The sequence below is a fragment of the Sphingomonas sp. HF-S4 genome (genome assembly GCF_032911445.1).
In the GTDB taxonomy this organism is placed as follows: domain Bacteria; phylum Pseudomonadota; class Alphaproteobacteria; order Sphingomonadales; family Sphingomonadaceae; genus Sphingomonas; species Sphingomonas agrestis.
Genome location: NZ_JAWJEJ010000001.1, coordinates 810,711 through 824,414 on the forward strand (window position 1 = coordinate 810,711; position 13,704 = coordinate 824,414).

Below are 13,704 nucleotides of genomic sequence, written 5' to 3' on the forward strand. Positions count from 1 at the left end.
GAACCTCAGGCCGCGCGCCGCGCCATGCCGCCCGCGGCGATCGCCGCGCGCGCCAGCTGGTCGGCGGCAACATTGCTCGCGACACCGCGCGCGCGTGCCTGGTCGAGCACCGCCAGCAGCCGCGCCGGCGTCGCCTCGACCCGCGCTGCCGCCTCCGCCTGCGACCAGCCCAGATACTCGGCGGCGACGTTGATGATCCCGCCGGCGTTGACGACGTAATCGGGGGCATAGAGCACGCCGCGATCGGCGAGCCGCGTACCGTCCTCGGGCTCGGCGAGCTGGTTGTTCGCCGCGCCGCACACGACTTTCGCCGAAAGGCGGGCGATGCTGGCATGGTTGAGCACGCCGCCCAGCGCGCAGGGCGCGAAGATATCCGCATTCGCGGTCAGGATGCCGCTCAGGCTCGCAGTCTGCGCGCCGGTCGCCACGGAGACGCGCGCGACGGCTGCTGCATCCATATCGGCGACGATCAGCTTCGCCCCCGCCGCGTGGAGCATCCCCGCCAGCGCGGACCCGACATGGCCGACGCCCTGGATCGCGACGGTGCATTCGCCGAGCCCGCGGTCGAGCCGTCGCGCCGCCGCGGCCTGCATCGCCAGGAAGACGCCACGCGCCGTCCAGGGCGACGGATCGCCGCCCGGCGCCGCGCCCCTGGCCGGCAGCCCGGCGACGTGCCGCGTCTCGTCGCGCACCGTCTCCATATCGGCCACGCTCGTCCCGACATCCTCGGCGGTGACGTAGCGCCCGCCCAGTTCGCGCACCGCCTGTCCGAACGCGGCGAACAGCTTCCGGCGGTCGTAGGTGCCTTCGGGGCGCCGCAGCACTGCCTTGCCGCCGCCGAGCGGCAGCCCGGCCAGCGCGTTCTTGTAGCTCATTCCCTCGGCCAGCCGGCAGGCATCGGCAGCGGCATCCTCGCCGCTTGCATACTGCCATAGCCGGCATCCGCCCGCGGCGGGGCCGAGTGCAGTCGAATGCAGCGCGATCACCGCGTCGAGTCCGCTCGCTTCGTCGCGGAACACATGCACGCTCTCGGGCGAGAGCTGTCGGTCTATCTCGAATGCCACGTCGGACTCCTTACTGGACGCGACTGTATCGCCGATCGAACGGGGACAAACTGACCTCGTTTCGTATGACTGGCGCAGATTATTGGATGATCTATCCCGGATATCGCGATATGCGGGTCAACATGACCGATTTAGACCCCTTCGAAAAACGAATCCTCCGCGAGCTCCAGCGCGATGCGAGCCAGACAACTGCCGAACTCGCTGCCAAGGTCGGCCTCTCGGCCTCGCCCTGCTGGCGCCGCGTCGACCGGCTCGAGCGCGAGGGCGTGATCCGGGGCCGGGTGGCGGTGATCGATCGCCGGAAAGTCGGGCTCAATGCGCATATCTTCGCGCAGGTGCGGCTCAACGCGCATGGCCGCTCGAACCTCGACGAGTTCAGCGCGGCGATCCGCGGCTTCCCCGAGGTGCTCGATGCCTATGTTTTGATGGGCCAGACCGACTTCATGCTGCGCATCGTCGCCCCCGACATCGAAGCCTATGAGAAATTCTTCTTCGACAAGCTGAGCAAGTTGCCCGGAATCCAGGAGATCACTTCGACGGTAGCGCTCTCCGAGATCAAGTCGACGCTCGAGCTGCCGCTCTAGACGCCGCTGGTCTCGGGCGGGCGCTTGGCCTAACGTATCGGCTCCACAACCAATTCGAGACCCCTCCCGCATGGCGCTTGTGAAGAAGTCGACGCTCGGTTCGCGAGCGAAACCCGCAGCGTCGAGCGAGCCACCCGAAGCGCCGCCGAGCGTCCGCGCCGCCGCGCCGCGCAAGGCCAGGCGTCCGGCGAACGCGCTCGAGCGGATGGACCAGGCGACCCAGGAGCTGGCCAGCGGTATCGGCGAAGCGGCGGCGGCGGCCGGCGAATTGCAGCGCGCGGTCGACAGCATTTCGAGCAGCGCCGAGGAAGCTGCGGGCGCTTCGCAGGAATCGCTGGGCCTGATCGGCGCGCTCACCGTCAATTTCCGCGATGCGCGCGAAGGCGCCGAAGCGGCGCTTCGCCAGGCCGGCGCCGCCCAGGACGCTTTTTCCGAGATCGGCATCCAGATCGAGGTTTCGGTCGCGGCGATCGATCTCAACGCGCAGCGGCAGCTCGCGACCGCAGAGGTGATGAATTCGCTCGAGGCGGTGGCGAGCGGGATCGGAGAGATCGGCCAGGGCGTCGCCGACGTCTCCGACCAGACCAGCCTGCTCGCGCTCAACGCGACGATCGAGGCGGCGCGCGCGGGCGATGCCGGGACCGGCTTCGCCGTGGTCGCCGACGAGGTCCGCGCGCTGGCGGAAAGCTCCGAAGCGAGCGCGAGCGACATCCAGCAGCTCGCCGAGCGCGTTTCCGCGGAGGTCAAGACGATCGCCGAGCGCGTCCGTGCCGCCTCCGAACTGGCGACGCGCGAGGCCGGGCTGGGCCGCGACGTGGTGGTGAGTCTCAAGGCGGCGCGCGGGGAACTGGTCGCGCTCGGCCAGGGCGCGCAGGCGATCGTCCAGGCGTCGAACGAAGCCGAGATCGCCGCGCGCGAAGCCGAGAAGGGCGCCGAGCAGGTTGCCGCAGCCGCGGAGGAACAGTCTGCCGCCGCCGCCGAGGCGCAGCAGGCGATCGAGCAGCAGAGCGCCTCGCTCGAGGAGAGCCAGCAGACCGCCGAGGCGCTGGGCGCGATGGTCCAGGCGCTGGTCGACGATCAAACCGATCAGGTCGCGGTCGAGCAGGTCGCCGCCGCGGCCGAGCAATTGTCCGCGACGGTGCAGGAGATGTCGGGGTCGTCGAGCCAGATCCAGGTCGCGCTCGAGCAGATCGCCCGCGGTGCCCAGCTCCAGGGCGCGGCGACGCAGCAGGCCAATGCGGCGATGAGCCAGATCGAGAAGTCGGCCGAAGTGTCGCAGGTGCGCGCCGCCGCCGCCGCCGAGCGGATCGGCGCGATCGTGGCGAGCGTCGACGAGGGGCGCAGTGCGGTCGAGCGGCTGGCGAGCGGCGTGGAGTCGTCGCTGGACGAGGTCCGCGCAGTGATCGGGCTGCTCACGACATTGAGCGAGACCGGGCGGCGGATCGAGAAGATCACCGACAATCTCGCGCTCGTCTCGGTGCAGACCAAGATGCTCGCGGTCAGCGGATCGGTCGAGGCGACGCGCGCGGGCGAGGCGGGGCGCGGCTTCGCGACCGTCGCGGGCGACATCCGCAAGCTTTCGCGCGACGCGGCGCTCGGCACCGATCATGCGCGCGACGTGGTTCGCCGGATTCAGGACCAGGTTGCGCTGGTTCGGCGCGATCTTGAGCAGGTTTCGGGCGCGGCAGAGGCCGAAATCGGCCGAAACCGCGCCATGTTGGACCGTTTTTCGGCCGTTGGAGAGGATCTTGTGGCCGCGCAATCGGCCAATACGGCGATCCTGGCGGGTGCCGAGGACATTCTCCGCTCGGTCCGCGAGGTCCGCGGCGGCACCGACCAGATCGCCGAGGCGGCCGAGATCGCGGTCGATGCGGTGCGCGAGGCGGGGGCGGCCGCGCGGCAGCAGGCCCAGGGAGCCGAGGCGCTCGCCGCGGCGATCGAGGAGATCGCGTCGATCGCCACCGTGCTCGCCGCGCGGGAAGGCTGAGCGTGGCGGGCGACCGGTTGCTGGCACTCGAAGTCGGTGACAAGAGCTTCGGCTTGCCCTCTGGAATCGTTCGTGAAGTCGCGCGGATGCCACGCCTCGCCCGCGTGCCCCATGCGCCCCCCGCGCTGATGGGGCTTGCCAATATCCGCGGGGCCGTGGTCCCCGTCCTTTCGCTCGCCACGTTGGTCGAGCGTCCTTCGGGAGGCGAGCGCCGCGTCGTCATCGTCGATCAGGGCGAACCGATCGGCCTGGCGGTCGACCAGGTCTCCACCCAGCTCGACGCGAGTGATTTACAAGCCATTGATATTGCGGAGTTAATATCAAATTCTATCCCCGCTACCGGGGTCCGCCATTCGGTCGGCTCGGGCATGTCCGAGGGGGAACTGCAACCCGAACTCACCGCCGAAACCCTGCCATTGCTGGTCTTCGCGATCGGCGACCAGGAATTCGCCGTTCCCATCGCCATAGTCGAGCATGTCCTCTCCCTGCCCGAACACATCACCCGGATGCCGCTCGCCGATCCCGCCGTGGTCGGCAGCACCACGCTGGACGGCGCCTTGCTCCCGATCCTGTCGCTTCGCACCCTGCTCGCGCTGCCGGGCACCGACGGCAAGGGGCGGGTGCTCGTAGTGCGGATCGGCGTGCACCGCGTCGGTCTGGTCGTCGATGCGATGCGCTCGATACTGCGCGTCGCCGAGGACGATATCGATCCGGTGCCGCAAGTACTCGCGCGCGGCGGGGCCGAGGCGCGGATCCAGGCGATCTGCCGGCTCGATGGCGGCAACCGGCTCGTCTCGGTGCTCGCAGCCGATCAATTGCTGCGCGACGACATCACCGCGCGCTTGTTCCAGGGGGCAGAGCGGCACGACATGGACGAGACCGTACGCGAAACGCAGCCACACGAGCAGTTTCTGCTGTTCCGCGTCGGCGACGACGAATTCGGCCTGCCGATCGGTGCGGTCGAGGAAGTGGCGATGCTGCCCGCCAAGCTCACCCGGCTGCCCAGGGCGCCGGCCTTCGTCCAGGGCGTGATGAACCTGCGCGGCCAGGTGATCCCGGTGATCGACCAGGCGCGTCGCTTCGGGGCCGAGGCAGCGGCGGGCCGCAAGCGCCGCGTGGTAGTCGTGCGCATCGGCGACCTCAGTGCCGGCTTCGTCGTCGATGCGGTGTCCGACGTTCTTCGCGTCGAAGCCGACGCACTGCGTCCGGCACCCGATCTGGGCAATGCCGAGACGCGCGTGTTCGATCGGATCGTCAACCTCCCCGAGGAACAGCGGATCGTGCTGATCGTTTCCCCGCGCGAACTCCTCGACCGCGCCGAGCAGGACCTGCTGCGCGGCATATCAGCGAAAGGCGCCGTGTCGACACCGTGACAAAGCTGATGGTCGTCGACGATTCGCCGCTGATGCGGCGGCTGCTCACCGATATCTTCACCGCCGCCGGCGATTTCGAGGTGGAGGTGGCGCGCTCCGGTGCTGAAGCATTGGCGCGGCTGACCGATTTCGCGCCCGACGTGGTGACGCTCGACATCCATATGCCCGGCATGGACGGGCTGGCCTGCCTCGACCAGATCATGCTGATCCGACCCTGCCCGGTGGTGATGGTCTCGTCGCTCACTGCCGAGGGCGCCGACGAGACGCTCGAGGCGATGGCGCTGGGCGCAGTCGATTTCATCGCCAAGCCGCGCGGTGCGGTCTCGCTCGAGATCGATGCGGTCGTCCCCGAACTCGTCGCCAAGGTGCGCGCCGCGGCGGGCGCCCGCATTTCGCGCGCGACCCGGCTCCGCGAGCGAGTTCGCGCTCTGGGCACGCCCACCCCAACACCGGCACCCACGCCACTTGCCTCTAGCCCGCGCCGCGCCGGCCTGCCCGCCGAGGGCCTTGTCCTGGTCGGCTGCTCGACCGGCGGGCCGGCGGCGCTCGATGCCTTGCTCGGCCGGCTTCCCTCCGATTTCCCCTGGCCGATCCTCGTCGCGCAGCACATGCCGGCGAGCTTCACCGGCCCGCTCGCGCGACGGCTCGATCGGCTCTGCGCGCTCCCGGTCAGCGAGGTCGTCCGCTCGGCGCCGCTGCTCGCCGGCAATATCTACATTGCACGCGGCGACGCCGATATTCTCGTCACGCGGCGCGCGGGCGCGCTGACGGCGATCGCCGCGCCGAGCGATCCCGCGCTGTTTTGGCACCCCAGCGTCGATCGGGTCGTTGAGAGCGCGATGACACAGCTCGATCCTTCCAACTTGATTGGGGTGCTGATGACCGGGATGGGCACCGATGGCGCCCGCGCGATGACCGAACTGAAGGCGCGCGGCGGCGTCACCATCGCCGAAGCGGCGGATACCGCGGTGGTATGGGGCATGCCCGGCGCGCTGGTCGGTGCAGACGGCGCGTCATTCGTTGTGCCGCTCGACCGGATTGCCGGCGAGTTGACGACATTGTTCGCGCGGTGAGCGACGCCGGCCCTCCACCCGAAAATGCACCACCCACGCTCTCGCAGGATGAGATCATGCGGGTCACCGAACTGCTCTATCGCTGGAGCGGGATGATCTTCGGCGCGAACAAGCTTTATTATATCGAGCGCCGGGTCGGGGCGCGGATGACGAAGACGGGGATCGCCGATGCGCGCAGCTATTTCGCGCGCGCCGCCTCGGACCCTGCCGAGCGCGAGGCACTGATCAATGCCTTCACCATCAACGAGACCTATTTCTACCGCGAGGACCACCAGCTCGCCGCGCTGAGCCGCGAAATATTGCCCGAGCTGGTCCGCACGCGCCGCCCGGGCGACCTCGTGCGGATCTGGTCGATGCCGTGCTCGACCGGCGAGGAAGCCTATTCGATCGCGATCTGGCTGCTGGAGAACTGGCCGCTGGTCGACGCATACAATATCGAGATCGTCGGGTCGGACCTCGACACCCATGTGCTCGACCAGGCCCGCGCCGGGGGTTACGCCGCACGCGCGCTGGCCAAGCTGCCGCCCAAGGTGATCGAGAGCTATTTCGAGCCCGAACGCGGACATCGGCGGAAAATCATCGACGATTTGCGCGAATCGGTGCGCTTCGCGCCGGCCAACATCGTCGATCGTGCGACGCTGGCGCCGCTCGGCACGTTCGACGTGATCCTATGTAGGAACCTGCTCATCTATTTCGACGAAGCCTCGCGCGCCAAGGCTGCGGAAAACCTGTTCGAGAGCCTGGCGCCCGGCGGCTATCTTTGCCTCGGCCATAGCGAATCGATGACGCGGATCAGCGACCGGTTCGTCATGGCTCGCCTTGAAGACGCAATCGTCTATCGTAAGCCGTGATGGACGAGCTGCTCGAGCAATTCCTGATCGAAGGGCGCGATCTCGTCGCACAGGCGGCGTCCGACTTCGACGTGCTCGCGCGCGATCCCGGTGACGCCGGGACGATCGACAGTGCGTTCCGGGCGATCCACACGCTCAAGGGCTCGGTGTGCATCTTTCCGATGGGACCGGCCGAGCGCGTGCTCCACGCAGCCGAGGATGCGCTCGAACGCGCGCGCAAGGGGAAGGGGGCGCTCGATGCCGGCGCGGTAGCCGGTCTGGTCGCGTGCCTCGATGCCGTCGATCGCTGGATCGACGAGATCGAGCGCGGCGCGATTGGGGCCGATGCCGAGCAGATTGCCGCAAAGGCGCTCGCCCGGCTGCCAGGCACCGCAGCGGCGCCGGATGCTGCGGAGACGGATACTGCGCCACCCGATTGGCTCGGTCCGCTTGCGGAGCGCGAATGGCAGGCGATCGAAGCCGCTGATCGGCCGCTGACCGCGTTTCGCTATGCCCCCGATCCCGCCTGTTTCTTCCGTGGCGAGGATCCGCTGGCGATCGCGGCGGAGGTGCCAGAGCTGCTGACGCTCGCTATCCTGCCTGCGGAGGGAGCATGGCCGTCGCTCGAAGCGATCGAGCCCTTTGCGTGCGTGTCGGTCCTCGAAGGGCTGAGTGCGGCGCCGATCGACGCGATGCGCGCAGCGTTCCGGATGGTTCCCGATCGGATAGCGCTGCATCGCATCGACCCCGCCACTGCCGATACCGCGCCTGCTGAAGCCGCAGGACGCACCAATGCGATGCTGCGGGTCGATGCCGCGCGCGTCGATGCGCTGGCCGACGGGCTCGGCGAACTCGTCGTCGCGGTCAACGGCTTCGCCGCCCTGGCCGAGCGCGCCGAGGCCATCGATCGTACGCTCGCCGCCGGCATCCGCACGGTGCAGGCCGATATCGAGCGCGTGGCGGGCGAGTTGCACCGGAGTGTCAGCGCGGTACGGTTGGTGCCGCTCGCCCCGACCTTGCGCCGCCTGCCGCGCGTCGCGCGCGAGATCGCAGCGGCGCTCGGCAAGCAAGTCGACTTCATCATCTCGAGCGAGGGTCTGGAAGTCGATAAGCAGATCGCCGACGGGCTGTTCGAGCCGCTGCTGCACCTTATCCGCAACGCGATCGACCACGGCATCGAGACCCCGGACGCGCGGGCGGCGGCGGGCAAGCCTGTCGAGGGGCGGGTCACGTTGGCGGTGGCCCGCGAGGGCGACGCGATCCGCATCACCCTCGACGACGACGGCGCCGGGATCGATCCCGCACGGATCCGCACCGCTGCCGTGTCGCGTGGCGTGATCGGCGAGGAGGCGGCTGCCAAGCTCTCCGACCCAGCGGCGCTGCGGCTGATCTTCGCGCCGGGTTTCTCGACCGCGCCTGAGGTCACTGCAGTCTCGGGTCGCGGCGTCGGCATGGATGCGGTCCAGGCCGCGGTGGAGCGGCTGCGCGGTACGATCGATCTCGCCGGCGAGCCGGGCAGGGGCACCCGCTTCGCGTTGCGCCTGCCCGCCAATGCCCTCACCACCCGGCTGCTCGTCGTCGAGGCGGGAGGCGACCGCTACGGCGTCGCGCTCGACCAGATCGTCGAGACATTTCGTGTCGATGCCGCCGCGCTGATGCCGGTGGGATCCGGCGCTGCCTGTGTGCTGCGCGGGCACACCGTGCCGGTGCTGAGTCTCGCTGCGCTGCTCGGAGGTTCCGATACCCCCTCGGCCACCGCCAAGCTGCTTGTCACGCGCGCCGCGGGCGAGCGTGTCGCGCTCAAGGTCGACGGGTTCGCCGAGCGGATCGACGCGCTGGTGCGCCCGCCGGGTGGCATCCTTTCCAGCGTCCCGGGTGTCACCGGATCGGCGCTGCTCGGCGACGGCGGTGTGCTGCTCGTTCTCGATCTTCCGGCGCTTGCGGCATGAGCGTCCGGGTCGAAGGCGAGGTAATTCTCCTTGTGGGACGCTGCCAGGCGGAAGATGCCGAGGCGCTGCTCGTGGCGTTGCAGGAGAGCGCGGCGCGGATCGTCGATCTCGCCGAGGTGCAGCGGATGCATCTAGCGGTCGCGCAGGTCCTGCTCGCAGTGCGTCCGACTGTTCAGGGCAGTCCCACCAATGCATTTCTCGCACGATATTTCGTTAACCTACTGCAATGACATTGCTGTACCTGGGCGCTATGCCGACAGTACGGCCCGCGCAGTGCCCTGGAGATCCGAATGCCCGTTACCGTCCTGATCGTCGACGACAGCAAGCTGGCACGGATCGTCGCGGGCAAGGCGCTCGCCGAGCTCCAGCCCGAATGGCAGAAGGTCGAGGCGGGCAGCGCTGCCGAGGCGCTCGAGGTGGTCGGCGCGCGCGAGGTCGACGTCGCGCTGATCGATTTCAACATGACCGAGAAGGACGGGCTGGAACTCGCCGCCGAGCTGCGCGCTCTCCGACCTGAAATGCCACTCGCCATCATCACTGCCAATATCCAGGACGAGATCGTCGCCCGCGCCCGCGAGATCGGCGCGGCGTTCGTCGCCAAGCCGGTCACCGCCGACAGCCTCGAAGGGTTCCTCTCGGGCGCGGCGCTGCGGCTGCGATCGGCCGGAGCATGATCCCCGAGAGCGTGGCGCTCGCCGAGCTCGAACGCGATGCGCTGACCGAGATCGTCAATATCGGCGTCAGCCGCGCTGCGTCGAACCTTCGGAAAATGATCGGCGACCAGGTGACCTTGTCGGTCCCGGCGATCGATGTGGTCAGCCAGCGCCGCGCTGCCCGGCTGATCAGCGAGCGCGAAGTCGCCGAGTTGGTGGCGGTGCGCCAGGACTTTGCCGGGCCGTTCTCGGGGCGAGCGCTGCTGATCTTCCCGGAGAGCAACAGTCTCGAGCTGGTCCGCGCGGTGACCGGCGATGCGCTCAACGCCCAGGAAGTCGTCGATATGGAGCAAGAGGCGTTGACCGAGACCGGTAACGTCATCCTCAATTCGTGCCTCGCGACGATGGCCAACATGCTCAAGCGATCGCTGACCATGACGATTCCCGAGGTGCTGCGCGGCAATGGCGCAACCTTGTTCGAGATCGATGACGCGAGCGCTGCCGACGGGCTCGTCCTCTTCCTCTATATCGACTTCGCCGTCCGCAATCGCGACATTCGCGGCTATATCGCGATGATCATGGACATCCCCTCGCTCGAGGTGCTCAAGGAGTTGCTCGACGAGTTCATCGCTCGCGTCGTCGGGACCGATGGCTGAATCCAGCATCAGCGACGAGGGTGCGGGCATGCGTGCAAACCTCGCGGCGGCTGGGACCAGCGGCACCTGGGACTGGGACATCGCCGCGGACCGGCTGTACGTCGACGCGCGCTTTGCCGAGCTCTACGGGCTCGATCCAGACGCCGCGCACGCCGGCATCCGCACCGATCTGTTCTTCAAGGCGATCCATCCCGAGGATCGCCCGCGGATCCGTATCGCGGTTGCCGGGATGCTCGCCGGCGCCGAGATATTCTCGAAGGAATTCCGTGTCCTGGGCCCCGACGGGGCGATGCTGTGGATGCATGGTCGCGGGCAAAGCCATCTGGACGCCGAGGACGTGCCGGTGCGCTTCACCGGATTGCTGGTCGAGGTCACCGAGCGCAAGCGTACCGAGGAGCGGCTGCGCATCGCCCAGTCGGCGGGCGGGATCGGCACGTTCGAATATGCCGACGGCTTCGCCACCGCGACGGTCTCGCCTGAATTCTGCGCGCTGCTCGGGCTGCATCCGGCTTCGGTGTTGCCGGTGCGGACGATCAACAACGTCGTCCAGTTCGATGGGCCGCAGCTGATCCCGCAACCCGGCCATGGCAACATACCCGAGACGCTCGACGGCGAATTCCGCATCCGGCGCAGCGACGATGGCAGCACGCGGTGGATTGCCCGGCGCGGCGAGATCGTCCGCGAAGGCGTCGGCTATCGGCTTGTCGGCGTGGTTTATGACGTCACGGCTTCCAAGGAGCAGGAAGCCCGGCTACGCGAGTGGAACGACACGCTCGAGACCCGTGTCGAGCAGGAAGTCGCCGAGCGCCGCGAAGCCGAGGAAGCGCTGCGCCAGGCACAGAAGATGGAAGCGGTGGGCCAGCTTACCGGCGGCATTGCGCACGACTTCAACAATCTGCTGACGATCATCATCGGCAATATCGATACCGTGTTGCGGCGCTTCGACACCGGCACCGATCCGCGCGCCCGGCGCGCGCTCGAGAGCGCGCTAAAGGGTGCGGAGCGAGCTGCCTCGCTGACTCAGCGGCTGCTCGCCTTTTCGCGACGCCAGCCGCTCGCCCCCAAGACGATCGACGTGGCGCGGCTGCTCGCGGGGATGTCCGACCTGCTGACACGGTCGATTTCCGAATCGATCGCGATCCAGATCGTCACCGATCCCCATCTCTGGCCGGTCGAGGCGGACCCGCACCAGCTCGAGAACGCGATCCTCAACCTTGCGGTCAACGCGCGCGATGCCATGCCCGACGGCGGTTCGCTGACGATCAGTGCACGCAACGTCGAACTGGGCGCCGCCGCGACCGCCGATGGCGTCCAGCCGGGTTCCTATGTTGCGATCTCGGTCGCCGACTGTGGCATCGGCATGTCTTCCGATACCGTGGCCAAGGTGTTCGATCCGTTCTTCACCACCAAGGAAGTCGGCAAGGGGACCGGGCTCGGACTGTCGATGGTCTATGGCTTCGCCAAGCAATCGGGCGGGCATATCGAGATCGAGTCCACGGAAGGCGAGGGGACTACGGTACGGCTGCTGCTCGGTCGCAAGTCCGAGGATGCCGGGGCTTTCTTGGAAGGGGAGAATACCCCCGCTGAGGCCAGTGGCGGTTCCGAAACCGTATTGGTCGTCGAGGACGACGACGAGGTTCGCGCCTATACAGTCGGCATCCTCCGCGAGCTGGGATACCGCGTGGTCGAGGCGCATGATGGCGTGTCGGCGATCCGCCTGCTCGAGCGCGAGGACTTCTCGATCGACCTGCTGCTGACTGATGTGGTGATGCCGCAGATGTCCGGCGACGAACTTGCCGAGCGTGCCCGCGCGATGCACCCGCAGCTCAAGGTGCTGTTCGCCTCGGGCTATACGCGCGACGCGATCATGCGCGACGACCGGCTCGAAGCCGGCGTCGACCTGATCTCGAAGCCGTTCACCTTCGCCGCGCTCGCCGAACGGGTGCGCGAGACGCTCGGCCGGGCCTGACCCGCCTGGGACCGGTCCGGCTTGATCCAAGTTCGACGCTGAAGCCGCCATTTCGGGGCGAGTTGCCGTTGTCATACGGTAGGCGCCGGATGATCCTCGCCCAGCTTCCCGTGTGTTGTTCAGCGTTCCGGCCATAGCATGATCCGAATTGCCCGCTGTGAAGGTGCGGTCGTGCTGTCTGCCTGCGCTGCCGAAAGGGGGAGCGGGTGCCCGGCATGGCGTGCGAAGAGAACAACGGACCTACCGGCGATGCGGGATGCCGGTGACCGCGGCAATTCCTCGCAGGCTTGCCCCGGTTCCGCCCGCCACGCGCGTTCGCCAGATCATCCGCCTGCGTCGCCTGCGAGAACGCTATTTCGGCGACGACCTGTTCGCCGATCCGGCCTGGGACATGATGCTCGACCTGATGGTCGCGCAACTCGAGGGCAAGCGAGTCACCGTCACCAGCGTATGCGCCGCCGCGGCGGTGCCCACCGCGACGGCGCTGCGCCGGCTCAAGATGCTGACCACTAGGGGGATCGTCGAGCGCACCTCTGATCCGGGTAACCGGCGGCGAACCTATCTCAGCCTCTCTGAGGATACCCAGCGCACGATGATCCGGCTGCTCGAAGGCCTGGACGGGCGCGCTGCCGCAGCACCTACTCGTGGAGCTTTTGAGGCGAAGGACGATCGGCATTAGTGGTGCGATGTAAAGATAGCGATGCTTTTATTCATAGAGTTACGAGATGATTCGGGAACTGTTCGAGATGCTCGATATTAAATACCAAGAAAAAATCGTGAATCGCCTCGCATCTAACGCAGCGATGATTGGAATTATACTATTCGCATCGGGGTCCTGGGCCGCAGTCGCCAGCCAGGTAGGGGCATCGCAGGCACAGGCGGCCCCCGCGGCGGACCTGACCGACATCCAGAAGCGCATCCAGCAGGCGCGGCTCGCCAGCGTCACCAGCGGCGACCCGGCGGCGCTGGCCGCAATCGCCGCCGACCTGCGGGCCGCCGCGCCGGCCCGGACCGGGCAGCGCGCTTATTACCTCCCCTATTGGCTGGCTTATGCCGAGTATCTGCACGCCAATGCGCTGCTGCGCGCGGGGCACAAGGCCGAGGCCGCTGCGGTACTGCGCGAAGCGTATGACCGGCTGGCAGGAATCCCCTCGCCCGACGCCGAGAGTCATGCGCTGCTCAGCCTCGTCGCCGGGTCGCGGATCGTCGCCGCGAGTCCCGAGCAAATGGGCGAGGCGATCGGGCAGGCGCGCGACGCGCTCGAGCGCGCAATCGAGGCTGGCCCGGCGAATATCCGGGTGCTCTACGCCCGCGCGCTTGCGGACTATACCACGCCCAAGGAATATGGCGGCAGCAGGGCGGCGGAGAAATTCCTGCGCACTGCGCTCGACCAGCCGCCCGAGCCGCCGCGCGCGCTGCGGCCGAGCTGGGGGCGCGACGATTGCGCTGCGCTCCTCGTTCGGGTGCTGCGTGCGGGCGACCGCGAAAGCGAGGCCGCGACGCTGCTCTCGCGATCGCTTGCCGAATATCCCGAAAGTGCGCCGCTGCGGGCGATGGCGAAATAGC

Annotated in this window: 13 protein-coding genes; 12 read left to right on the top strand and 1 reads right to left on the bottom strand. The window is 68.1% G+C overall.

The features are described 5' to 3' along the window. Positions 1 to 5: 5 nt before the first annotated feature. The gene (locus RZN05_RS03515; protein WP_317225238.1) at positions 6 to 1,064 is read right to left on the bottom strand and encodes a Glu/Leu/Phe/Val family dehydrogenase; all 1,059 of its coding nucleotides are present in this window, start codon (positions 1,062 to 1,064) and stop codon (positions 6 to 8) included. 122 nt (positions 1,065 to 1,186) lie between these two features. Here RZN05_RS03515 and RZN05_RS03520 point away from each other — a divergent pair, with 122 nt between their 5' ends. From RZN05_RS03520 to RZN05_RS03575, 12 genes are all read left to right on the top strand, one after another. Beyond that, positions 1,187 to 1,648: an Lrp/AsnC family transcriptional regulator gene (locus RZN05_RS03520; protein ID WP_317227555.1), complete on the top strand. Its 462-nt coding sequence runs from the start codon at positions 1,187 to 1,189 to the stop codon at positions 1,646 to 1,648. A 70-nt stretch (positions 1,649 to 1,718) separates the two neighbouring features. Then, positions 1,719 to 3,635 carry a methyl-accepting chemotaxis protein gene (locus tag RZN05_RS03525; RefSeq protein ID WP_317225239.1) on the top strand — a complete coding sequence of 639 codons (1,917 nt, stop codon included), beginning with the start codon at positions 1,719 to 1,721 and terminating at the stop codon, positions 3,633 to 3,635. 2 nt (positions 3,636 to 3,637) lie between these two features. Beyond that, on the top strand, positions 3,638 to 5,008 hold the full coding sequence (locus RZN05_RS03530; protein ID WP_317225240.1) for a chemotaxis protein CheW: 1,371 nt from the start codon (positions 3,638 to 3,640) through the stop codon (positions 5,006 to 5,008). Beyond that, positions 5,005 to 6,081 carry a chemotaxis-specific protein-glutamate methyltransferase CheB gene (gene cheB, locus RZN05_RS03535; protein ID WP_317225241.1) on the top strand — a complete coding sequence of 359 codons (1,077 nt, stop codon included), beginning with the start codon at positions 5,005 to 5,007 and terminating at the stop codon, positions 6,079 to 6,081. Before RZN05_RS03530 ends, cheB begins: the two co-directional genes overlap by 4 nt. A gap of 56 nt (positions 6,082 to 6,137) precedes the next feature. Continuing rightward, positions 6,138 to 6,932 carry a CheR family methyltransferase gene (locus tag RZN05_RS03540; protein WP_317225242.1) on the top strand — a complete coding sequence of 265 codons (795 nt, stop codon included), beginning with the start codon at positions 6,138 to 6,140 and terminating at the stop codon, positions 6,930 to 6,932. After that, a complete protein-coding gene (locus tag RZN05_RS03545; RefSeq protein ID WP_317225243.1) occupies positions 6,932 to 8,860 on the top strand; it encodes a chemotaxis protein CheA in 1,929 nt (642 codons plus the stop codon). Before RZN05_RS03540 ends, RZN05_RS03545 begins: the two co-directional genes overlap by 1 nt. Next, positions 8,857 to 9,090: a hypothetical protein gene (locus RZN05_RS03550; protein WP_317225244.1), complete on the top strand. Its 234-nt coding sequence runs from the start codon at positions 8,857 to 8,859 to the stop codon at positions 9,088 to 9,090. Before RZN05_RS03545 ends, RZN05_RS03550 begins: the two co-directional genes overlap by 4 nt. 60 nt (positions 9,091 to 9,150) lie before the next feature. Beyond that, a complete protein-coding gene (locus RZN05_RS03555) occupies positions 9,151 to 9,534 on the top strand; it encodes a response regulator transcription factor (protein ID WP_317225245.1) in 384 nt (127 codons plus the stop codon). Further along, entirely contained in the window at positions 9,531 to 10,169 is a 639-nt protein-coding gene (locus RZN05_RS03560) for a chemotaxis protein CheX (protein WP_317225246.1), read from the top strand. Before RZN05_RS03555 ends, RZN05_RS03560 begins: the two co-directional genes overlap by 4 nt. Next, the gene (locus RZN05_RS03565; protein WP_317225247.1) at positions 10,162 to 12,138 is read left to right on the top strand and encodes a PAS domain-containing protein; all 1,977 of its coding nucleotides are present in this window, start codon (positions 10,162 to 10,164) and stop codon (positions 12,136 to 12,138) included. The genes RZN05_RS03560 and RZN05_RS03565 overlap by 8 nt, the downstream gene beginning before the upstream one ends. A 256-nt stretch (positions 12,139 to 12,394) precedes the next feature. Continuing rightward, positions 12,395 to 12,817 carry a winged helix DNA-binding protein gene (locus tag RZN05_RS03570; RefSeq protein WP_317225248.1) on the top strand — a complete coding sequence of 141 codons (423 nt, stop codon included), beginning with the start codon at positions 12,395 to 12,397 and terminating at the stop codon, positions 12,815 to 12,817. A 124-nt stretch (positions 12,818 to 12,941) separates the two neighbouring features. Continuing rightward, the gene (locus RZN05_RS03575; protein WP_317225249.1) at positions 12,942 to 13,703 is read left to right on the top strand and encodes a hypothetical protein; all 762 of its coding nucleotides are present in this window, start codon (positions 12,942 to 12,944) and stop codon (positions 13,701 to 13,703) included. The last annotated feature ends 1 nt before the right edge of the window (position 13,704 follow it).